General features: G+C 60.1%; 19 protein-coding genes and 1 pseudogene. 8 read left to right on the top strand and 12 right to left on the bottom strand.

Annotation, left to right across the window (positions count from 1 at the left end; all coding sequences use genetic code 11):
• Positions 1–8: 8 nt before the first annotated feature.
• The 8 genes from L8H52_RS07940 to L8H52_RS07905 all read right to left on the bottom strand — a co-directional run bounded on the left by L8H52_RS07940 (position 9) and on the right by L8H52_RS07905 (position 9,715).
• Entirely contained in the window at positions 9–1,109 is a 1,101-nt protein-coding gene (locus L8H52_RS07940; RefSeq protein WP_242206603.1) for a DUF1513 domain-containing protein, read from the bottom strand.
• A gap of 14 nt (positions 1,110–1,123) precedes the next feature.
• Positions 1,124–2,188 (bottom strand): imelysin family protein, encoded by a 1,065-nt coding sequence (locus L8H52_RS07935; RefSeq protein ID WP_034153486.1) that lies wholly within the window; start codon positions 2,186–2,188, stop codon positions 1,124–1,126.
• Positions 2,189–2,216: 28 nt separating this feature from the next.
• The gene (locus L8H52_RS07930; RefSeq protein ID WP_242206601.1) at positions 2,217–3,644 is read right to left on the bottom strand and encodes a di-heme oxidoredictase family protein; all 1,428 of its coding nucleotides are present in this window, start codon (positions 3,642–3,644) and stop codon (positions 2,217–2,219) included.
• A 317-nt stretch (positions 3,645–3,961) separates the two neighbouring features.
• Positions 3,962–5,308, bottom strand: a complete 1,347-nt coding sequence (locus L8H52_RS07925) for an imelysin family protein (RefSeq protein ID WP_242206600.1) — start codon at positions 5,306–5,308, stop codon at positions 3,962–3,964.
• Positions 5,309–5,446: 138 nt separating this feature from the next.
• Positions 5,447–7,498 (bottom strand): bifunctional diguanylate cyclase/phosphodiesterase, encoded by a 2,052-nt coding sequence (locus L8H52_RS07920; RefSeq protein WP_242206598.1) that lies wholly within the window; start codon positions 7,496–7,498, stop codon positions 5,447–5,449.
• Between the two features lie 434 nt (positions 7,499–7,932).
• Positions 7,933–8,529, bottom strand: coding sequence for a Fe-Mn family superoxide dismutase (locus tag L8H52_RS07915; RefSeq protein ID WP_007918933.1), 597 nt, complete (start codon positions 8,527–8,529; stop codon positions 7,933–7,935).
• Between the two features lie 176 nt (positions 8,530–8,705).
• Positions 8,706–9,308, bottom strand: coding sequence for a LysE/ArgO family amino acid transporter (locus tag L8H52_RS07910; RefSeq protein WP_242206596.1), 603 nt, complete (start codon positions 9,306–9,308; stop codon positions 8,706–8,708).
• Positions 9,309–9,313: 5 nt separating this feature from the next.
• Positions 9,314–9,715 carry an ACT domain-containing protein gene (locus L8H52_RS07905; RefSeq protein ID WP_242206594.1) on the bottom strand — a complete coding sequence of 134 codons (402 nt, stop codon included), beginning with the start codon at positions 9,713–9,715 and terminating at the stop codon, positions 9,314–9,316.
• Between the two features lie 96 nt (positions 9,716–9,811).
• Between L8H52_RS07905 and L8H52_RS07900 the strand changes: the two genes are divergently transcribed.
• The 5 genes and pseudogenes from L8H52_RS07900 to L8H52_RS07880 form a co-directional block, all read left to right on the top strand.
• Complete coding sequence (locus tag L8H52_RS07900) at positions 9,812–10,705, top strand: LysR family transcriptional regulator ArgP (protein ID WP_242206592.1); 894 nt, start codon at positions 9,812–9,814, stop codon at positions 10,703–10,705.
• A gap of 54 nt (positions 10,706–10,759) precedes the next feature.
• Complete coding sequence (locus L8H52_RS07895) at positions 10,760–11,752, top strand: NAD-dependent epimerase/dehydratase family protein (RefSeq protein WP_242206589.1); 993 nt, start codon at positions 10,760–10,762, stop codon at positions 11,750–11,752.
• Positions 11,753–11,868: 116 nt separating this feature from the next.
• A complete protein-coding gene (locus L8H52_RS07890) occupies positions 11,869–12,723 on the top strand; it encodes an ATPase (RefSeq protein ID WP_242206587.1) in 855 nt (284 codons plus the stop codon).
• Positions 12,724–12,853: 130 nt separating this feature from the next.
• Positions 12,854–13,702: a cache domain-containing protein gene (locus tag L8H52_RS07885; protein ID WP_242206585.1), complete on the top strand. Its 849-nt coding sequence runs from the start codon at positions 12,854–12,856 to the stop codon at positions 13,700–13,702.
• Positions 13,703–13,810, top strand: a pseudogene (locus L8H52_RS07880) (metal ABC transporter ATP-binding protein); the annotation flags it as partial. It lies immediately after the preceding gene.
• Between the two features lie 18 nt (positions 13,811–13,828).
• Here L8H52_RS07880 and L8H52_RS07875 read toward each other — a convergent pair.
• Positions 13,829–15,346, bottom strand: coding sequence for an MDR family MFS transporter (locus L8H52_RS07875; RefSeq protein ID WP_242206584.1), 1,518 nt, complete (start codon positions 15,344–15,346; stop codon positions 13,829–13,831).
• A 79-nt stretch (positions 15,347–15,425) separates the two neighbouring features.
• The gene (pobA, locus tag L8H52_RS07870) at positions 15,426–16,619 is read right to left on the bottom strand and encodes a 4-hydroxybenzoate 3-monooxygenase (protein ID WP_242206582.1); all 1,194 of its coding nucleotides are present in this window, start codon (positions 16,617–16,619) and stop codon (positions 15,426–15,428) included.
• 177 nt (positions 16,620–16,796) lie between these two features.
• Between pobA and L8H52_RS07865 the strand changes: the two genes are divergently transcribed.
• On the top strand, positions 16,797–17,681 hold the full coding sequence (locus L8H52_RS07865; protein WP_242206580.1) for a helix-turn-helix domain-containing protein: 885 nt from the start codon (positions 16,797–16,799) through the stop codon (positions 17,679–17,681).
• Between the two features lie 150 nt (positions 17,682–17,831).
• Here the strand turns inward: L8H52_RS07865 and L8H52_RS07860 are convergent, their stop codons facing one another.
• Both L8H52_RS07860 and L8H52_RS07855 read right to left on the bottom strand, forming a co-directional pair.
• Entirely contained in the window at positions 17,832–18,008 is a 177-nt protein-coding gene (locus tag L8H52_RS07860; RefSeq protein WP_008085463.1) for a hypothetical protein, read from the bottom strand.
• Between the two features lie 157 nt (positions 18,009–18,165).
• Entirely contained in the window at positions 18,166–19,071 is a 906-nt protein-coding gene (locus L8H52_RS07855; RefSeq protein ID WP_242206577.1) for a LysR family transcriptional regulator, read from the bottom strand.
• Positions 19,072–19,185: 114 nt separating this feature from the next.
• Here L8H52_RS07855 and L8H52_RS07850 point away from each other — a divergent pair, with 114 nt between their 5' ends.
• Together L8H52_RS07850 and L8H52_RS07845 are read left to right on the top strand one after the other, a co-directional pair.
• Positions 19,186–20,064, top strand: a complete 879-nt coding sequence (locus L8H52_RS07850; RefSeq protein WP_242206575.1) for an MBL fold metallo-hydrolase — start codon at positions 19,186–19,188, stop codon at positions 20,062–20,064.
• A gap of 46 nt (positions 20,065–20,110) precedes the next feature.
• Positions 20,111–20,725: an NAD(P)-dependent oxidoreductase gene (locus tag L8H52_RS07845; RefSeq protein ID WP_242206572.1), complete on the top strand. Its 615-nt coding sequence runs from the start codon at positions 20,111–20,113 to the stop codon at positions 20,723–20,725.
• The last annotated feature ends 12 nt before the right edge of the window (positions 20,726–20,737 follow it).

The following is a 20,737-nucleotide window of genomic DNA, read 5'->3' as shown; positions in this document are numbered from 1 at the left end:
GGGCTGTTTCAGGCCATCAGGTGTAGATGGTTATCCCAGAGCCCCGCCGGTAATTCCAGCGGCTTGGCCAGCAGCTCATCCTGACGGCAATCGTAGTAACGGCAACGCCCCTGACCTGAAGTCACGACAAAACCGTCCTTCACTGCACCGACACCCGCGCAATCGGGCAACGGCGCATCGAGGCGCACTTCGCCGCTGTCCAGATCCCAGATAAAGAAGCGGTTGCCACGCGGCGCCGTCAGTGCGACCAGACGCAATTCACTGTGCACGGCAACGCTGGCGGTGTAATGCCCCATCGACTGCAACTGGTGCTCCGGCACCGGGAACGCCACGAACGGCTGCCCCGGACGCTTGATCGCCAGCAGCTCTGAACGCTCGTGCGAGGCGCCCATGAATTGCTGACCGGCGACGATGGTGCCGTCGCTGGCGATGCCCAGGTGACGCACGCTGTTCATCTGCTGGGCGAGAGTTTCCTTGCTCAGCAACGTACCGTCGCGCTGCATCAGCACCAGACTTGGCTCCATGGCGTTGAGGTTCATGTCGACGCGGCTTTCCGCTTCGGTACGAATCCCGCCATTGGCCACCACCAGTGTCTCGCCGTCAGGCATCCACGACACTTGATGCGGACCGAGGCCATGGGTGGAAATCTCGCCTGTGTGCACCAGTCGCTCGCCTGCGAACTTGTACACGCCGAGCAGGCCACGACCAGGATCGGTCGTGTCGTTCTCGGTGGCGTACAGGTATTCGCCGTCCTTGTGCACCACGGCGTGGCCGTAGAAATGCCGGTTCGGCTGCGAGGTCACCGTCTGCAGCAACTTACCGTCGCGCAGATCGATCAGGTAACTCTCGGTGCCCGGACGCCGCGCGACGAACAGTGCAATCGGCTGCGTCGGGTGGTTGATGATGTCGTGGCAACGCTGGCCGACTTCGGTGGCGAACACCCGCGTGCCATCCAGCCGATAGCCGACGGCGTAATGCTTGCCGTCGGTGTCGTCGCGCGCCGACAGCAACAGCGGGCTCTGATCCTTGCGTTTGAACAGCGTCCAGCCGTCCAGCGTCACTGCTCCCAGCAGTGCACTACCTAAAGTCAGAACCTGACGTCGCAGCATGGCAGTTGCCCTCATCAGTCACCGTCGTTGGCGTTGAAGCCCAGTTGAATGCCCAGCGCCTTGGCCAGTTCGCCTTCGTGCAGGCGATGGACGACGTTGAGGCTGTCGTAGATGTCGTTCAGTTGCTGACGACCGGCGTCGTCTTCGAGCATTTCGCCGAGCGAACGCTGGGTGCTGTCGAACAGTTTCAGCGAAGCGGCGTAGGCCGCATCGATCTTGTCGGCCAATGGCTTTTGCTCAGCCGGCAACAGACCGCGCAGGCCTTTGTTGTCGACGCCTTCCCACACGGTTTTCGCCGCCGCGAGGCTGGCTTCCAGTGCGGTCAGCGAAGACTGGCTGCGCCAGGCGTCGGCCTGGAACGGCTGTGGCACGCCCTTGCTCTGGCGGCCCATTGGCGTACCGAGTTTTTTCTTCAGGGTGTCCAGCGCGGTGACTTGCACACGCAGCAGATCGGCAATCGCTTCGTGGGAGTCGGCATAGCGCTGGTTGGGGAACTTGGTCATCTGCGCGAGCATGCCGTCGGTGTTGTTCCAGTTCTGCAGAATCTCTTCAGCCAGTTGTTTCTGACGCTCGCCGATGGCGATCAGCAGCGGGCAATACTTGGCTTTCTGCTCGGCATTGGCCACATCAGGCTTGGCGTCGAACAGAATGTATTCGTAAGCCGACAGGCCTTGTACCACCACACTGGATTTGGCCAGTGCGGCGGCATCGATCTGCGGCTGGGCTATAACCAGTTGCTCGACCTGACGGCCGACGAGGTTTTTCTTGTCCGGCCAGAACTGCACCTGCCACGAACGATTGCCCTCGGCCAGTGGACCGATCAGCAGCGGTTGCAGCTCGGCCCAGGCTTTCTGTGCGTGCAGGAAGTCGGCACGGGCGGTCTCCAGGGTTTCTTTGCCCTGACAGTAGGCGAGGGCGCTGACCGCCAGTTGCTTGTCGGCTTCGACCCAGCGGGTGTAGGTCGGCAGGATCACCGATTTGGCGATGGCTGCCGAGGTGACCGCTTGCGGATCCTGCGGTGAGCAGGCGCCGAGGGCGAGTGCGGCAAGGCTGGTGAACAGTAGCTTGGGACGGAACATGTCGGGCTCCCGATTCTTTTATCAGTGTTTAAAGTGAGTTCAAAAACGCCAGCAGCGCGGCACGCTGCTCGGCATTGAAAGACAAAACCTGTTGCTGCGCGGCTTGCGCTTCGCCGCCGTGCCAGAGCACCGCTTCGAGCAGATTGCGCGCGCGGCCATCGTGCAAAAACTGCGTGTGGCCACTGACCGCTTGCGTCAGGCCAATCCCCCACAACGGCGGCGTGCGCCAGTCGCGGCCGGAGGCCTGGAATTCCGTGCGGTGGTCGGCCAGACCGTCGCCCATGTCATGCAGCAGCAGATCGCTGTACGGACGAATAACCTGATTGGCCAGTTCAGGTTCGGCGGCGTTGGCGGCGGTGGTGTATTTCGGTGTGTGGCAGGAATCGCAGCCAGCCTGGAAAAACAGGTTCTTGCCGGCAATGACCTCTGCATCGTTAATGCCACGGCGTGCCGGCACGGCGAGGTTGCGGCTGTAGAACAGCACCAGACGCAGGATGTTATCGCTGACTTCCGGTTCGCCGTTCGGGCCATTGCCGTTCGGCGCCTGTTTGCAGGCGGTTTGGGCATCGGTGCAGTCATCAAAGGGTCTCAGGCTGGTCGTGAGGCCCATGTCTCCCGAAAACGCGTGAACATTCTGTTGATTAAGATTCGGTTGCCCGGCTTTCCAGCCAAATCGGCCCATGACGGTTTTTTGCAGCGCGTCATCCCAGACTTGATTGGGCCGGCCATGGATGCCGTTTTTCGCTTTGGCTTGCGCGGCGGCGTTGGCGAGGATGGCTTCTTCAGGGATCGCTTCGAGCAGGCCGAGGCCGATCATTGGCGGGGCAACTCGGGCTGAGAAACGCGTGTCCGGGTGCATTGGGCCATAGCCGAGTTGAGTGATCTGCAACAGCGGTTTGCGCAGTTCGACTTCGGTGCCGTCCTTGAAACGAATCGGCACCGGCGTGTAATCAACGCGCACCTTGCCTTCGGGGGCGACGCCGGGCACGGCCATGTCCTGGAACTGGCCGCCGTACACCGGCTCCGGCACCACGCCGATCTGTTCAATGACTTTGGCAAACTCCGGCGCATCGGGAATCGACAGACGCACAAGCATCGACACGGCGTTGGGCGCATTTGGCGGTGGCGGATGACCGCGACCGTCCTTGATGTGACAGCCCTGACAGGCGTTGGTGTTGAACAACGGGCCGAGGCCATCGCGTGCGGTGGTGGTTGACGGGGCGATCACCCACGGGCTGCGAAAGAAGCTGTTGCCGACACTGAAATCCACCCGTCGCGAGGGCGGCAGGTTGGCCGAGGGCAGGGAGAATGAGTTCTGATCGGTCTTGCGCACGGTCGCTGCACCGCCGGAACGTGCTTCACCAGGCTCGGCCTTGGTGAAACGCGGGGCGTCATCGCAGGCACTCAGGCCCAGGGCCAGCAACAGTGCGGACAAGCGAAGAGGCAGCGAGGGCATCAGACATCCTGCGGACGGGCAAAAATAAAGGCGCAAAGTCTAACAGGGCCGGGGTGATTGAATAAGAGGAATTATCGTTTGCTTGATGCAGCGCAAGCCTTGGCGCTCATGTAAACCCTGTGGGAGCGAGCCTGCTCGCGAAAGCGGTGTCCGGCGCGCTGAGAATGTGGCGGCCGATACAGCCTTCGCGAGCGGGCTCGCTCCCACAGGGATGGGTGGTGCATTTGATATCGAGTACATCATGAGCATGGTTTTGTGTAGGGCAGGTATGAAAAAGGCGACCCGAAGGTCGCCTCTTTTAACGCAGACGCTGTTGATCAGAACTCGTGATCAGCGTTGTCCGGGTTCAGGTCGCTGATGCCCAGTTTGCCAGCAGCGGCTTCGATCGAACCGGTCTGCTTGACCAGGGAAGCGATGGCGTCGCGAACGATCTGGTTGCCAGCGGTGTTGCCGGCGGCGATCAACTGATCGTAGTGCTCACCCTTGTTGGCGTGATCGACCATGACCTGGATCTTGGCTTCGGTGGCAGCCAGATCGGCTTTCAGCGCGGTGTCGGCAGCCGGGTCGGCCTTGGCCACCAGCGACGACAGGCTGGCGCCGGTCATTTTGGTGCCGTCAACACGGGTGTACTCGCCCAGGTAAACGTTACGAATGCCTTTGGCATCGTAGAAGTGCGAGTTGTGCGTGTTGTCGCTGAAGCAATCCTGTTCGTCTTCAGGGGAGTTGGCTTCCAGGGAAACCTTCATGCGCTCGCCTGCCAGTTCGCCCAGCGACAGGCTGCCCATGCCGAAGAGCATTTTGCGCAGGCCGGTTTCGCCCGGCTCGGCTTCCAGGGTGGCGCGGTAGTTGTCAGCCACGTTCGGCTTCCAGTTACCGACCATTTCTTCCAGGTCGCTGACCAGCAGTTGGGTCACGGATTTCAGGTAGGCACGACGACGATCGTTGTGACCGCCAGTGGCGCCGGCGCCTTCCAGGTAATCGGAAGCCGGACGGTTGCCAGCGCCTGGGCCGGTGCCGTTGAGGTCCTGGCCCCACAGCAGGAATTCGATGGCGTGGTAGCCGGTGGCAACGTTGGCTTCGGAACCGCCCAGCTCGTTGAGGCTGGCGAGTTTTTCCGGGGTGATGTCTTTGACATCGACCTTGTCTTCGCCGACCTGGACTTCGGTGTTGGCGATGATGTTGGCGGTAGCGCCCGGGTTACCCAGTGCGTGCTCGTAGGATTTGTCGACGTAGTCGATCAGACCCTCGTCCAGTGGCCACGAGTTAACCTGACCTTCCCAGTCGTCGATGATGGTGTTGCCGAAGCGGAACACTTCGCTCTGCAGGTACGGAACGCGCGCGGCGACCCAGGCAGCCTTGGCGGCTTTCAGGGTGTCGGCGTTCGGCTTGGCGAGGAAAGCATCGACGGCGGTTTGCAGGGTTTTCGCGGTGGATTCGGCATCGCTGTAAACGGCGAAGACCATGTCGGCGTAGTGCGCAACCACGGCCTTGGCGGCGGCTTCGTCGACTTTACCGGCAGCAGCAGGCGCCGCCGCTGGTGCGGTGGTGCTGGCGGCTGGCGTCGGTGCGGCCGGAGCGGCGGCCTTGTCTTTGCCTTCGCCGCAACCGGCGAGGGAAATAGCGATGGCCAGCAGACTGGCGGTAGCCAGAGGCATACGAATCATGGCGAACATCCTGCTTCGGTAGTTGATTGGACAGGCGCGGGGGTGCGCAAAACTGCGACATAATGCAAATCTTTCGCATTATGTGTAAAGGGTTGTGGCTGGAAATATTTCTTATTTACGACGGTGCAGTGGCAGGGATCAAAGGATCGCCGCGTTACTGCGCTGCGCCTGCTTGAGATAGGCACTCAGCTCGCGCGCCGGCAGCGGCTTGCTGTAGTGGTAACCCTGACCCTCGTGGCAGCCTTCGGAGATGATGTAAGTTTCCTGCTCAGCCGTTTCCACGCCCTCGGCAATCACCTGCATGCCGAGGCTCTTGCCCAACTGAATGATCGCGCGAACGATGGTCGCATCGTCGTCGTCATCGAGCAGGTCCTGGACGAAGCTCTTGTCGATCTTGATCTTGTCCAGCGGCAGGCTTTTCAGATAACTCAGCGATGAATAACCGGTACCGAAGTCATCGATGGCGATCAGCGCGCCGGAACGGCGCAGGCTCAGCAAGTGCTGGGCGGCGGTGCTGATGTCTTCCATCAGGCCGGTTTCGGTCACTTCCAGCTCCAGGCTGCGCGGTGGCAGGCGATACATCTGCAGCAGGTTGTTGACCACGCGCGGCAACTCAGCGTGGTGCAGCTGCACGGTCGATAGATTCACTGCCATGCGCAGGTCGGCGAAACCCATATCGTGCCATTCGCGTAATTGCTTGCAGGCCTGATCCAGCACCCATTCGCCGATGGCGATGATCGTGCCGTTCTGCTCGGCCAACGGAATGAACAGGTCTGGCGGCACCAGACCGTGTTCCGGGTGTTGCCAGCGAATCAGCGCTTCGACACCGACCACGCGGTGATCGCGATAGCTGATCTGCGGCTGATAGACGAGGTAGAACTGATCGCGCAGTAAGGCATCGCGCAGGTCTTTTTCCAGTTCGCGACGCCGCCGCATCTCGCTGTCGACGCTGGCGATATAGAACTGATAGCGGTTGCGCGAGCGGGTCTTGGCCAGGGTCATGGTCTGCTCGGCCTTCTGCAACAGCTTCTCGGTGCTGTCGCCGTCCTCCGGGAACAGGGTGATGCCGATGGTCGCGCGCAGGCGGATTTCCTGGTGATCGAGGGCGAACGGTGCTTCCAGATCATCGAGAATGCTTTGCGCCAGTTCTGCCGCTTCATAAGGCTGTTCGATGTCAGCCTGCACCAGCGCAAACTGGTCGCCACCCAAACGGGCAAGGGCGCCGAGGCGGCCGCTGTGGGCACGCAGGCGATCGGCCAGGGCCAGCAACAATTGGTCGCCGGTCTGGTAGCTGAATTGTTCGTTGATGCCTTTGAAATCATCCAGCCCGACGCACAGTACCGCGACCCGGCGTTGCAGCTTGCCGGCGTCGACCAGAATCTTGTCCAGTTGCTGCTGCAATTGCTGGCGATTCGGCAGGCCGGTGAGGAAGTCGTATTGGGCCATACGCAGCAGACTGTTTTCGGCTTCGTGGCGCAGATGGGTGTTGCGTTCAATCGATTCGAGCAACTGGTTGGCGGTGTTGATCCAGATGCCCAGTTCGTTTTTCTCGTGGCCCTTGAGCTGCGGAATCTTGTGCTCGCTGGGGCGATCCGGGTTGATCTCGGTGAGGTGCTCGATGATCCGCGACAGCGGTTTGGTCAGCAGCCAGTGATAGACCAGATACAGCACCAGGCCCATGGCCAATGCGCGCAATACGCCGGAAATGAAAATGATCACCGAACTGACGATAAACCCTTCGCCATAAGTGGCGGTGTCGAGGGTGATGCTCAGGTCGCCGTAATATTCGCTGTACGGGCCACGCCCCACCAATTGCGTGGTGAAGGTGCGCTCCTGGCCGAGGATCAGGTCGGTCAGCCAGCGACTGTTGGAATGCTGCAACTCGCGGGATTTCTGCGCGAGCATGGCTTCGTTGGGATGGCCGATGGAGGCCTGACGCACGGCATCGTCCTGGAACAGGCCTTCGATCACCTGCATGCCCATTTCCCGATCGAGGCTGTAAACGGCCTGGGTCGAGGGGTCGCGGAACATGTCGAGAATGCGTTCGGCATCGCCAGCAACAGCCTGACGGGTTTTGTAGGCATCGAAAACAATCTGCGCGCAGCTCAAGACTACGCCGACGATCAATGCCGACAGGAGCACGACCCGGAGCAACTTCACCGACAAGCTGTTCTTGAGTTCCAGCTTCAAAGGGTTATTCCTTGTTCCGTGCGGGTAGCGTCAAGTTGCCATGAGTATTGGCAATCCCGTGTTGGCAGTCAAAGGGACAATCAGGCCCGAGATGATTTGCCCGTGGCCTTGGCCGAAATGCGGCTGTCTGGAGTATTAGCCCTATTTGTACTATGTCGGTAGTTTCGGCCCGCAACTTGAGCGGTTCGGCACAATTTTTCGCCTGATTTGATGTTAGCCCGCTGTGGCACGGCGGCAAGCGGCCTGAGGCTGCATTTTCTGTTTGATCGTTCCCACGCTCCGCGTGGGAATGCCTCGAGGGACGCTCTGCGTCCAGTGACGCGGAGCGTCACGGGCTGCATGCCCACGCGGAGCGTGGGAACGATCATCGTACGGGGTTTATCCGGGCATAAAAAAAACCCGGCAATAGCCGGGTTTTTTGACTGGCGCGCAGCTTAAGCGGTGAAGGTTTTACCTTCGAACTGCTCGGCAACGAACTTCCAGTTGACCAGGTTCCAGAACGCTTCGACATACTTCGGACGAACGTTGCGGTAGTCGATGTAGTAAGCGTGTTCCCAGACGTCGCAGGTCAGCAGCGGGGTGTCGCCGCTGGTCAGCGGGTTGCCGGCGCCGATGGTGCTGGCCAGAGCCAGGGAACCGTCAGCCTTTTTCACCAGCCAGCCCCAGCCGGAACCGAAGGTGCCGATCGAGGTTTTGCTGAACTCTTCCTTGAACTTGTCGAACGAACCGAAGGCTGCGTTGATGGCTTCAGCCAGCGCGCCGGTTGGTTGACCGCCGGCGTTTGGCGCCAGGCAGTTCCAGTAGAAAGTGTGGTTCCAGACCTGAGCGGCGTTGTTGAAGATACCGCCCGAGGAAGTCTTGACGATTTCTTCCAGGGTCTTGCCTTCGAACTCGGTGCCTGGCACCAGGTTGTTCAGGTTCACGACGTAGGTGTTGTGGTGCTTGTCGTGGTGGTATTCCAGGGTTTCCTTGGAAATGTGCGGCTGCAGGGCATCGTGTGCGTAAGGCAGCGGCGGCAATTCGAAAGCCATGATGATTCTCCTAATCAGGTCTGTTGCGGTGAGCGCAAGGCCGATCACGGGCGGCCAGAAATGCACCGGCGAGTTTTTACTCTTTGCGGCGCAGGGTTTCGATCATAGCACCGGGGTTGCGGCATAACCACGCAACAACTGTGTGGGATAGAGGTTCCAGAGCCTTTTGGAATAAATCAGGAAGCCAATATCAATTGCCCCGCGACCGTAAACATCATTAACGCCACCACCAGATCAAGGATCCGCCAGGTACTTGGCCGCGCCAGCCACGGTGCCAACCACGCTGCACCCAATGCCAGAGTGAAAAACCACAGCAGCGAAGCACTCGCCGCACCGACGACATAAGCGCCCGGCACCGATTGCTGCGCGCCCAGCGAGCCGATCAGCAACACCGTATCCAGATAAACGTGCGGGTTGAGCAGCGTCACCGCCAAAGCGCTGAGCATCACTGCACGCAGCGAACGCACGGTCTGGTTTGCGCCCTGATCCATGCTCTGTTTCGAACACGCCCGGCGCAGCGCCTGGCTGCCGTACCAGATCAGAAACGTTGCGCCGCCCCAGCGGGCAATCGCCAACAGCGTCGGGTTCTGCGCCAGAATCGTCGCCAGACCGAATACCCCGGCGGCGACCAGCAGCGCATCACAGACCACGCACAATGCCGCCACGGGCAAGTGGTGTTCACGGCGCAAGCTCTGCGCCAGGACAAACGCGTTCTGCGTGCCGATCGCCATGATCAGCCCGAACGCCACCAACAGTCCGTTCACATAACTTTGCCACATAAGATCTACTCCGCGTTGGCTGCGAGATCGCGCAGCACTTGCATGGCACGTTCAGCGTCGGCCTGACCGACAAACAAATGATCGTGGTAGTAGCCGGCGATCACGTTGCAACTGATCCCGGCCTTGCCCAATGCCGTGGCGAACGCGGCGGTGAGGCCAACGGCTTCCAGCGCCGAGTGCACGTTGAGGGTGATCCACGCGGCGACGTAGTCGAAACTGAAACCGGCCTGTTCGGCCTGCGAGCGTTCAAGAATCACCGTCAAACCTTCCTGTTCGCGGAAGCTGCCGACAATCTCCAGATCGCTCGGCAACAAGCCGTCGTGCAGGGTGCAGAACACGTATTCGCCGGCGTTGAGTTGCGGGCTCATGCTGCGCAACAAAGTCGTGAGTGAAGTTTCGCCAGCCATGCATGTGTTCCTTGAGAAAGAGTGCTTGCTGGCTATTCTCCGGGCGAAACCTGTATAAGAAAAACCAATAGTGCTGATCGCTCATTAGGAAAACTGATGTTCGACTATAAATTGCTTTCCGCTCTGGCCGCCGTGGTCGAGCAGGCCGGCTTCGAGCGCGCCGCGCAGGTGCTGGGGTTGTCGCAATCGGCGATCTCGCAGCGGATCAAACTGCTTGAAGCGCGAGTCGGCCAGCCGGTGCTGATTCGCGGCACGCCGCCATCGCCGACCGAGATTGGCCGGCGCCTGCTCAACCATGTGCAGCAGGTGCGTTTGCTTGAACGCGACCTGCAAACCCTGGTGCCCGCGCTGGACGAAGAGGGTTTGCCGGAGCGTCTGCGCATTGCGTTGAATGCCGACAGCCTCGCGACATGGTGGGCCGACGCGGTCGGCGACTTCTGTGCCGAACAACATTTGTTGCTCGATCTGATCGTCGAAGACCAGACCGTCGGCCTCAAACGTATGCGCGCTGGCGAAGTGGCCGCATGCCTTTGCGCCAGCGAACGTCCGGTGGCGGGCGCGCGCAGCGTGTTGCTCGGTGCAATGCGTTATCGCGCGCTGGCCAGCCCGGCGTTCATCAAGCGGCATTTCCCCGACGGCGTACGCGCCGAACAACTGCCGCGCACCCCAGCATTGGTGTTCGGCCCGGATGATTTCCTCCAGCATCGCTATCTCGCCTCACTGGGCGTCGACGGTGGATTCGAACATCATTTATGCCCGTCTTCGGAAGGTTTCATCCGCCTGACCGAAGCCGGGCTCGGCTGGGGGCTGGTGCCGGAACTGCAAGTGCGCGAGCAGTTGCAGCGCGGGGTGCTGCGCGAACTGTTGCCAGATAAACCGATCGACGTGCCGTTGTACTGGCATCATTGGCGCAATGGCGGTCAGTTGCTGGGGTTGCTGACCGAGCAATTGGTGCGTTCATCGGCGCAATGGCTGGTGCCGTTGGAGTGACGGCCAGCGTCAAGACACACGAATCAGGCAAAACGAAAGACATCGGAGCGTTACATGAAAATTCTGGTCACCGGCGCAAGCGGCTTCATTGGCGGACGCTTTGCGCGTTTCGCCCTGGAGCAGGGCCTGGACGTGCGGGTCAACGGTCGCCGGGCCGAAAGCGTCGAGCATCTGGTGCGCCGGGGTGCCGAGTTTGTGCCCGGCGATCTGACCGATCCCGATCTGGTCCGCGAACTGTGCTCGGACGTCGAAGCCGTGGTGCATTGCGCCGGTGCCGTCGGATTGTGGGGCCGTTATCAGGACTTCCACCAGGGCAACGTGCAGGTCACCGAGAACGTCGTCGAAGCCTGCCTCAAGCAGCGCGTCCGTCGTTTGGTGCATCTGTCGTCGCCATCGATCTACTTCGATGGCCGCGATCACTTCGGTCTGACCGAAGAGCAAGTGCCCAAGCGCTTCAAGCATCACTACGCCGCGACCAAGTATCTGGCCGAGCAAAAGGTCTTCGGTGCGCAGGAGTTCGGCCTCGAAACCATCGCCCTGCGCCCGCGCTTCGTCACTGGTGCCGGCGACATGAGCATCTTCCCGCGCCTGCTGAACATGCAGCGCAAGGGCCGTCTGGCGATCATCGGCAATGGCTTGAACAAGGTCGATTTCACCAGTGTGCACAACCTCAACGAAGCGCTGCTCAGCAGTTTGCTGGCTGCCGGTTCTGCGCTGGGCAAGGCCTACAACATCAGCAACGGCGCGCCGGTGCCGTTGTGGGATGTGGTCAATTACGTGATGCGCAAGATGGAAGTGCCACAGGTCACCAAGTACCGTTCCTATGGTCTGGCCTACAGCGTCGCGGCGCTCAACGAAGGCGCGTGCAAGCTCTGGCCTGGGCGTCCGGAGCCAACCCTGTCGCGTCTGGGCATGCAGGTAATGAAAAAAAATTTCACCCTCGACATCAGCCGTGCCCGGCATTATCTCGACTACGATCCGAAAGTCAGCCTGTGGTCGGCGCTGGATGAGTTCTGCAGTTGGTGGAAAGCTCAGGACATTCGTTGAAACGATTCGGCCGGGCGGCAATGAACCGTGTCGCTGCTCGGGGGTCAATCCCTGCGGCTGCGGCGGTTATACTTCGCAGCATTTAGCCATCACCGCGTTTCACAAAGGTTGCCTCAATGTCCATGCGTAATGATGCCCACGACGATTTCGATGATGTCCCGAGCCTGCGGGCCGACGCCTTCGACGACGATGACATTCCGACCACCGCCCGCACCTCGGTACACTCGCGCACGCCGCCGGTGGTCAAGGTCAAGGCCGCGAGCACCGGGCCATTGTGGGCCTTGGTTGGCGCACTGTTCTTTGCCTTCGCCGGCCTCGCCTGGTGGAGCTTTCAGCAGATCTCGCTGATGGAGCAGCAATTGGTCGCGACCCAGGAAAGCTTCGCGCGGATCAGCGAAGAAGCGGCCGGGCGCTTGCAGGACATTTCCGGCAAGGTCGTCGCCAGTCAATCCAACGTCACCAGTGACAGCGAAGCCCTGAAGCTGCAAATCAAACAGCTCGAAGGCAAGCTGCTCGATCAGAGCAAACAGCAGCAAGGCGTAGCGGGGCAGACCAGTGATCTGGACAAGCGCCTGGCGCAAATGACCGCGCAGACCACCGAACAACAGAACGCCAATACCCAGTTGCAGGCGCAGGTCAAAGCGTTGAGCGCGGAACTGGCGACGGTGAAAAGCACGCCGGCCGACACCAGCAAGGTCGACGCGCAGTTGAAAGCCTTCGATGCGCAATTCAAAAGCCTTGGCGCCGATATCGCTGCATTGAAGAAACAGGGCAACCCGAGTGCGGCGATCGATCGACTTGAGCAGGAAATCGTCGTGCTCAAAAGCGAACAGGACAATCGCCCGGCGGCTCCTCAGGGTGGCGGCAATACCGCTGAGTTCGATGCATTCCGTGGCCAGATGACTCGCAACATCAATACGCTGCAGGCGCAGATCCAGAACCTGCAGCAGCAAATCAATGCCCGCCCGTAAAGCCTGAGCAAGGGTGGTGAGGCTGGCCTCACCACCCAATCCGCGAAACGTTCAGAAACTTCCTGAATATCCATACATGACCCCAAGCCGTCTACGCTCTTGAAACACCAACAAGAACGAGGGATGCGCTATGGGGTTTTTGCATAAAGTGGCCTGGTTGGGCGTGATGTTACTGGCCGGTTTCGGCCAGGCCAGCGCCGCCACTGCCGCCAAGGATGACAGTCAGGCCGCCATCGCTTTGCTGGAAAAAGCCCTGGCCTATTACCACGACAATGGCGACAAGGCGTTCGCCGCGTTCAGCCGTCAGGGCGAGTTCGTCGACAAGGATCGCTATGTATTCGTGGTCGATACCAAGGGCGTGATGCTTGCCAGTGGCGGGCCTTCATCGGCGTTGATCGGTCGTGACGTCAGCGAAGTACTCGGCCCGGATTTGCAGAAGGCGTTCAAGGAGGCGTTGCGGGTGCCCGAGGGCAATGGCATTCAGCAAGCCGAGTACCGTTGGCAGAACCAGACTGACGGCAAGGTCGAGCGCAAGCATGTGTATTACCAGCGCATCGGCCAGCGGATTCTGGCGGTGGGTTACTACTTGCCGCGAGCGTCGGCCGAGCAGGCCAAAGCCTTGCTCGATAAAGCCGCTGCCGATTTAGCCAAGGACGAGAAGGGCACGCTGACCGCGATCAACTCGCTCAAGGGCGGCTACCTGCAGGATGACTTGTACGTGTTCGTCGTCGATCTGAATACCCAGCGCTATGTCGCCCATGGCACCAACCTGCGCTTGATCAATACCGACTTCGGCAAGGTCAAGGACCCGGAAGGCAAACCGGTGGGCGAGCCGATTCTGGCGCTGATCGGCAAGCAGGATGAGGGTGAGTATGAGTACCGCTGGAAAAACCCGGTGACCGGCAAGGTCGAGGACAAGCATGCCTACCTGAAGAAGGCCGGGCATTTCCTCGTTGCAGTCGGTTACTACAGCCCTTGAATGAAAGACCGCCCTCCTGTGGGAGCGAGCCTGCTCGCGAAGGCGTCGTGTCAGCCGACATCCTGGTTGAATGACACGCCGCTTTCGCGAGCAGGCTCGCTCCCACAGGGTTTTGTGGTGTTGCAGTTATTTGGCGCCGTGTTCGCGCCCGCGCAGCAGATTGTTCGGCATCGCGATCGCTGCCGCCAATCCCAGCAACGACACTGCCGCACTTACCCACAGCAAATGCCGGAACGTGACCAACAATTCCGCGCGCAAAGCATTTTGTGCATCCCCCGGCGCGGCGTTCAGACCATCCAGCAGGACGTTGCCCGAATGGCCCTCGCTCATCAGCGAACTGCTCGCCAGATGGGCAAAACTGGAATCCTGCAGCAACGCCAGCAACAACGCCGACATCAACGCCACGCCCACTGCGCCGCCGAGGGAGCGGAACAGGTTGGTGGTGCTGGTGGCCACGCCGATATCGCGTTGCTCCACAGAGTTCTGTGTACCCACCAGCGATGTCGGGAATTGCATGCCACCGGCAATCCCGCTGAGCAGCATGAACAAGCCGCTGAGCAGCGTCGCCTCTGGCGGACTGAACGCCATGCCGAGGATCGACATCGGCATCAGCATCGCGCCGGTCAGGATCTGCGGCTTGTAGCGCCCGGTGATCGACGTGCGACGACCAGCGAAATACGCACCAATCGGCAAACCCATTGCCAACGGCAGCAAGTGCAGCGCGGCGCTGTCGGCGCCGGCACCGGTGACGCTCTGGAAGCGCAACGGCATCAGCACAATCAGCGAAATCGCCTGGAAACTGGTGAAGAAAATCGTGCACCAGCACAGCAGCGCATTGCGGTTGGCGAACAGGTGCATCGGCAGCAATGGCTCACGGGCACGCCGCTCATGCCAGACAAACACCGCCAGCACGACCACCGCACAAGCGAACAAACCGAGGACTTCAGCGCTGCGCCACGCATGACCCTGGCCGACCTGAGTAATGCCCAACAGCAGCGCGGTCAGGCCGATGATCATCAACAGTGTGCCGAGGTAATCGATGATTGGTTTGCGCTGCGGAATCGGCAAGCCGCGCAGATTGCGTCGCGCCACCCAATACGCGCCAAGGCCCAGCGGCAGGTTGATCAGAAATACCCAGCGCCATGACAGGTATTCGGTCATGTATCCGCCCAAAACGGGGCCGGCGACACTGGCCACCGCATACATGCTGCTGAAGTAACCCTGATAACGCCCGCGTTCACGCGGCGGCACGATGTCGCCGATGATCGCCTGACTCACCGAGATCATTCCGCCAGCGCCGATACCCTGAAGGATCCGCGCCAGAACCAGTTGCTCCATGCTCTGCGCCATGCCGCAAAACAACGAGGCAAGGGTGAACAGGCCCATGCCGAACAGCATCAGTTTGCGCCGCCCGTACAAGTCACCGAGCTTGCCGTAGATCGGCACCGCCACGGTCATCGCTACCATGTACCCGGAAATCACCCAGGCCAGCAGGCTGACGTCCTTGAACTGAGCAGAAATGGCCGGCATCGATACAGCAACGATGGTCTGGTCGAGCGCGCCGAGAAAGATCGCCATCATCAGCGCGACCAGCACGCTGCGAATGGCCGGTTTGGGCGTTTCGGGGTGATTGAGATTGGTCACGGGCAAAACCTGCGGGCAGTGAGAGTCCCGCAGATCGTCGGGCGAGCGGGGATGCTCGCCAGTGTAAGTCGGTAGCAGGCTATTCGATAGCCTCATAAGGAAGTCCGACGTAATTTTCTGCAATGGTTTTTCGCCCTGCTTCTGAACTGACAAAATAGTCCAGTTCCGAGGCGCTGATGCGTTGGCTGAAGTCATCGTGATCGTCGAAGCGATGCAGCATCGAGGTCATCCACCAGGAAAAGCGTTCGGCTTTCCACACGCGGCGCAGGCAGATTTCCGAATACTTCTCGAGCAGATCGGTACGCCCGTCGCGGTAAACCTTCAGCAGAATATTGAACAACGTGCTGACGTCACTCGCCGCCAGATTCAAACCCTTGGCGCCGGTCGGCGGGACGATATGCGCAGCGTCGCCGACCAGAAACATCCGTCCGTACTGCATTGGCTCGACGACGAAACTGCGCAGCGGCGCGATGCTTTTTTCAATCGACGGGCCAGTGATCAGTTTCTCGGCAAGCTCCACCGGCAGACGATTTTTCAACTCATCCCAAAAGCGCTGATCGCTCCAGTCATCGACGTTTTCATCCGCCGGCACTTGCAGGTAATAGCGGGTGCGGGTGGCCGAACGCATGCTGCACAAGGCAAAGCCGCGTTCGTGGCGGGCGTAGACCAATTCGTCATGCACCGGCGGCGTGTCGGCCAGAATGCCCAGCCAGCCAAACGGATAAACCCGCTCGAACACTTTCAGACAATCGGCGGGAATCGACTGCCGAGCGACCCCGTGGAAGCCGTCGCAACCGGCGATGTAATCGCAATCGACGCGAAAGATTTCGCCGTCCTTTTCAAAGGTGACAAATGCCTCGTCGCTTTTCATGCCGTGAGGAACGACATTGCTCGCCTGGTAAATCGTTGGAGCACCGGCCTCCCGACGAGCGGCCATCAGGTCACGGGTGACTTCGGTCTGGCCATAGATCATGACGTTCTTGCCGCCGGTCAGCGCGTGCAGATCAATGTGCACCTGACGCCCGTCCAGCGCCAGATCGAAACCGCCATGCACCAGCCCTTCGGCGTCCATGCGTCGACTCACGCCAGCCTGACGCAACAGCTCTACCATGCCTTGTTCAAGCACACCGGCGCGGATGCGCCCGAGGACATAATCGGGTGTCTGACGTTCGAGGATGAGGGTGTCGATGCCGGCGTTGTGCAACAGTTGGCCGAGGAGCAATCCGGATGGACCGGCGCCGATGATGGCGACTTGGGTTTTCAGCGTTTTCATTGTTTTTATGACTCGCAAGCTTCACGCGGCCAAGACCGGTGAATGATTTTTATGGATCGAGTGCTTGCATTTTTCCCTTGCGGGTCTGTCAATTGAAGGTGAAAACTGAGCCGATACCTGTACATTCTGCCAATCGGTGCGATTATCGCCCACAACCCCGAGGCCTGGATTGAAGTGATGAACAAGCCTGAGCTGCCTTCGATTCCAGTGTTCAAGCTCTACGGTGAAAGCCTGGACTGGCCGACCCCTGACTTGCTGCACTGTGAAACCATTTCCTCCCGCAGTCGCGAACATGAGTGGGAAATCAAACCCCACCGCCATGCTGATTTGTGCCAGTTACTCTTCGTCTTCAAAGGTCAGGCAGAGCTTGAGATCGAAGGGCAACGCACGCAACTCCAGACCCCGGCGATTCAGGTGCTGCCACCGTTGTCGGTGCACGGCTTTCGTTTTTCCGAAGACGTCGAAGGGTTCATCGTTACCCTTGCCACACCGCTGATCAATCACCTGCAGGCGCAACTGGGTGAGGCGGTGCATGCCTTGGCCCAGGCGGAAAACTACCCTGCCGGCGACGACGGTGAATATCTCAACAGCCTGTTTTCGGCGTTGCAGGCCGAGTACAACGGCCACCAACCGGCGCGGGAAATGCTCATGCATTCGCTGGTCAGCGTGATCATGGTCTGGGTCAGCCGCCAGGCCATCGTGCGCCACAAAGCCAGTCAGCGCCCGCAACGTCAGCGTGAATACCTCAATGGCTTTATTCAGTTGGTGGAGGAGACTTATCGCCAGCACGTGAAAGTCGAAGACCTGGCCCATCGACTGGGCATTTCGGTATCGCACCTCAACGGCACCTGCCGTGAGCTGGCGGGACAACCGGCGTTGCAGATCATGCACGAACGCCAATTGCTCGAGGCCAAGCGCTTGCTGACCTACACCAGCATGACGATTTACGAGATGTCGGAATTGTTGGGGTTTTCCGATCCGACCAACTTCACGCGCCTGTTCCGGCGCAGGGTGGGGATATCACCAAAGGCCTTCCGCGACAGCCTCAAGGCCGAGCATTAATCCACTGACACCACAAAACCCCTGTGGGAGCGAGCCTGCTCGCGAAGGCGTCCTGTCATTCGACTCAAGTGTTGACTGACCCACCGCATTCGTCGGATCGCCGCCCGGAGCCGGCTCGCTCCCACCGGTTTGCATTCCAGCACAGGTCAGTCAGCGCAATGCGTTCAGCGTGGCATTGTGCGGAATGCACCGCTCGAAGTTGCAGCTCGCATACTCGCGCGGCAGCTGTCGCAGCTGTTCGACCCGCCAGGCAGCGGTGCCGTACAGCGCCAGGGTGGCGGCGCAGGTAATGAAAATCGCGAAGTACCTTCTTGTTTTGATGTTCATGGCGTAGACCTCTGAACGACATACCCTGCGGTATTACTTTCAGCATAGGTCAGCGGTGGGGAGTTGCCAGCGAGTGTGCTTGAGGTTGTAACTGGCCATTCAGCACATCGATAACCACTGTGGGAGCGAGCAGGCTCGCTCCCACAGTAAATCGGGTTTACAGATCAACGTCCCATTGCGGATGCTCAGGAAAGCGCTCTACCAGAAAATCCAGCATGCTGCGCAGCGCCGCCGGCATGTGTTTGCGCGAGGCGTACACCGCGTAGATGTTCATTTGTCGTGGTTCGGCATGGGGCAGCAGGCGGACCAGTTCACCGCTGTGAATGTGCCCCCCGGCCTGATACGTCGGCAGCATCGCCACCCCCGCGCCGGCCAGTGTTGCGCGCAATAACGTGCTGGCCTCGTTGGCGCTGATATTGCCCTGCACCGGTACTGAAACCGGTTCGCCATCCTCCTCGAAATGCCACAGGCTCTTGCCGAAATAGGAGTGTGTCAGGCAGTTGTGTCGGCTCAGTTCCTCGACCCGCAACGGCGCCGGTTGCTCCTGCAGATAAGCCGGTGCGGCGCAGACCACCGAACGACAAACGGTCAGGCGTCGGGCGATCAGGTTGGGGTCGAGATCGTTACTGGTGCGAATCGCCAGATCGATGCGCTCATCGACCAGATTCACCGTGCGATCGAGCATTTGCATATCGATACTCACACCGGGATAGCGCTTGACGTAGGCAGCCATCGCGTCGGCCAGTTGCGCCTGCCCGAACGAGGTGCTGACGCTGATCCGCAGCAAGCCGCGCGGCGCATCATGGGGTTCGCTGACGGCGGCTTGCATGTCGGTCGAGAGTTCGATCATTTGCCGACAGCGCGGCAGAATTTCACTGCCGGCGGCGGTCAGGCTCAATTTGCGCGTGGTGCGGTGCATCAGGCGGGCGCCGACCCAATCCTCCAGCTCCGCCAGATAACGGGAAACCACTGGCCGCGAAAGGTCCAGATGATCGGCCGCTGCCGACTGGCTGCCCAGATCCACCACGGTGACAAAGACCCGCATTGCTTGGAGACGATCCATGATTTGCCCGCTTTCAGAAACAAACTATGTTCAAGCATCGCATTTTTTGTACTGAGTCAGGCAACTAAGCTCTGTCCCATCGCCAAACACGGCATTCGGACACCGGAGCAACAGATGATCGGCTTCACCACACTCAAACGCGTTCTGCTCGCCACTGCTTCCCTGGGTTTTGCCGCGCATGCCGCTGCTGCCAACCTGACCCTCGACGTTTACAACCCGGAAACCAACGCGATTTTTCCGGTGAGCTCGGTGTTGGTCAGCGGCGAAAAAGACGCGATCCTCGTTGATGCGCAATTCGGCAAGTCCCAGGCGGAACAAGTCGTGGAAAAGATCCGCGCCAGCGGCAAGCACCTGACCACCATTTACATCAGCCATGGTGACCCGGATTACTATTTCGGCCTCGACACCCTGACCCAAGCCTTCCCCGACGCCAAGGTGCTGGCTTCGCAACCGACCGTCGATCACATCAACAAAACCGTCGCCGGCAAACTGGCCTTCTGGGGCCCGAAAATGGGCGCTGACGTTCCGGCGAAAACCATCGTGCCGGGTGTGCTCAAGGGCGACAGCCTGATGCTCGAAGGGCAGAAATTGCAGGTGGTCGGGCTTGAAGGCAAACAGCCGGATCGCAGCTTCGTTTGGATTCCGTCGCTCAAAGCCGTGGTCGGTGGCGTGGTCGTCGCCGAGAACATTCACGTCTGGATGGCCGACACCCAGACCGCGCAATCCCACGCCGACTGGCTGGAAACCCTGCACTCGATCGAAACCCTGAAGCCGAACACTGTGGTGCCGGGTCATTACCTTGGCAACAGCAGCCGTTCGCTGGCCAGCGTGAAGTTCACTGCCGACTACATTAAGGCTTTCGACGCTGAAACCGCCAAGGCCAAAGACTCCACCGCACTGATCGCCGCGATGAAAAAACGCTACCCGAAACTCGGCGAAGAAAGTTCGCTGGAGCTGAGCGCGAAAGTCGCCAAGGGCGAAATGCAGTGGTAAGCCGATTTACGAAACCGCAGCACTCTCAAGCCAACTGGAGAATGTCATGAGCAAGATCGCAATCATTGGTGCCACCGGCCGTGCCGGTAGCCAACTGCTGGAAGAAGCCCTGCGTCGTGGCCATAGCGTTACCGCTATTGCCCGCGATACCTCGAAGATCGGCGCGCGTGCCGGTGTGGTCAGCAAGAATGTCGATGTGCTGGATTCGGCGGCGTTGCAAGACGCGGTGGCCGGTCACGATGTGGTGATCACCGCCGCGCATTTCGCCACCGTGCCAGCGGCGGCGATTGTCGGGCCAGTGAAGCAGGCGGGTGTGAAGCGTCTGTTGGTGGTGGGCGGTGCCGGTTCGTTGTTGCTGCCGGACGATACGCGAGTGATCGACAGTGCGGGATTTCCCGCGGAGTACAAAGCTGAAGCCAGTGCCGGTGCGGCGTTTCTTGAGGCGTTGCGTCAGGAGCAGGATCTGGACTGGACCTTTCTGTCGCCGTCGGCGGAATTTGTTGAAGGTGAGCGCACGGGGAGTTTCCGTGTCGGCAAGGATCACTTGCTGGTGAGCGCTGAAGGGCGTAGCTGGATTACCTTTGGCGATTACGCGATTGCGCTGATCGACGAAGTGGAAACGCCGAAGCATTCGCGTCAGCGGTTTACTGTCGGGTATTGATATACCGCTTTA

The sequence above is a fragment of the Pseudomonas sp. CROZ-RG-20F-R04-15 genome (genome assembly GCF_022662375.1).
GTDB lineage: Bacteria > Pseudomonadota > Gammaproteobacteria > Pseudomonadales > Pseudomonadaceae > Aquipseudomonas.
The sequence above is the reverse complement of the archived record's forward strand: the minus strand, read 5'-3'. Positions and strand labels throughout refer to the sequence as shown.

What these genes read in the sequence shown, in the direction of transcription:
- L8H52_RS07940 (WP_242206603.1), bottom strand. Translation starts at nt 1,109, where the DNA reads ATGCTGCGACGTCAGGTTCTGACTTTAGGTAGTGCACTGCTGGGAGCA.
- L8H52_RS07935 (WP_034153486.1), bottom strand. Translation starts at nt 2,188, where the DNA reads ATGTTCCGTCCCAAGCTACTGTTCACCAGCCTTGCCGCACTCGCCCTC.
- L8H52_RS07930 (WP_242206601.1), bottom strand. Translation starts at nt 3,644, where the DNA reads ATGCCCTCGCTGCCTCTTCGCTTGTCCGCACTGTTGCTGGCCCTGGGC.
- L8H52_RS07925 (WP_242206600.1), bottom strand. Translation starts at nt 5,308, where the DNA reads ATGATTCGTATGCCTCTGGCTACCGCCAGTCTGCTGGCCATCGCTATT.
- L8H52_RS07915 (WP_007918933.1), bottom strand. Translation starts at nt 8,529, where the DNA reads ATGGCTTTCGAATTGCCGCCGCTGCCTTACGCACACGATGCCCTGCAG.
- L8H52_RS07910 (WP_242206596.1), bottom strand. Translation starts at nt 9,308, where the DNA reads ATGTGGCAAAGTTATGTGAACGGACTGTTGGTGGCGTTCGGGCTGATC.
- L8H52_RS07905 (WP_242206594.1), bottom strand. Translation starts at nt 9,715, where the DNA reads ATGGCTGGCGAAACTTCACTCACGACTTTGTTGCGCAGCATGAGCCCG.
- L8H52_RS07900 (WP_242206592.1), top strand. Translation starts at nt 9,812, where the DNA reads ATGTTCGACTATAAATTGCTTTCCGCTCTGGCCGCCGTGGTCGAGCAG.
- L8H52_RS07895 (WP_242206589.1), top strand. Translation starts at nt 10,760, where the DNA reads ATGAAAATTCTGGTCACCGGCGCAAGCGGCTTCATTGGCGGACGCTTT.
- L8H52_RS07890 (WP_242206587.1), top strand. Translation starts at nt 11,869, where the DNA reads ATGTCCATGCGTAATGATGCCCACGACGATTTCGATGATGTCCCGAGC.
- L8H52_RS07885 (WP_242206585.1), top strand. Translation starts at nt 12,854, where the DNA reads ATGGGGTTTTTGCATAAAGTGGCCTGGTTGGGCGTGATGTTACTGGCC.
- pobA (WP_242206582.1), bottom strand. Translation starts at nt 16,619, where the DNA reads ATGAAAACGCTGAAAACCCAAGTCGCCATCATCGGCGCCGGTCCATCC.
- L8H52_RS07865 (WP_242206580.1), top strand. Translation starts at nt 16,797, where the DNA reads ATGAACAAGCCTGAGCTGCCTTCGATTCCAGTGTTCAAGCTCTACGGT.
- L8H52_RS07860 (WP_008085463.1), bottom strand. Translation starts at nt 18,008, where the DNA reads ATGAACATCAAAACAAGAAGGTACTTCGCGATTTTCATTACCTGCGCC.
- L8H52_RS07855 (WP_242206577.1), bottom strand. Translation starts at nt 19,071, where the DNA reads ATGGATCGTCTCCAAGCAATGCGGGTCTTTGTCACCGTGGTGGATCTG.
- L8H52_RS07850 (WP_242206575.1), top strand. Translation starts at nt 19,186, where the DNA reads ATGATCGGCTTCACCACACTCAAACGCGTTCTGCTCGCCACTGCTTCC.
- L8H52_RS07845 (WP_242206572.1), top strand. Translation starts at nt 20,111, where the DNA reads ATGAGCAAGATCGCAATCATTGGTGCCACCGGCCGTGCCGGTAGCCAA.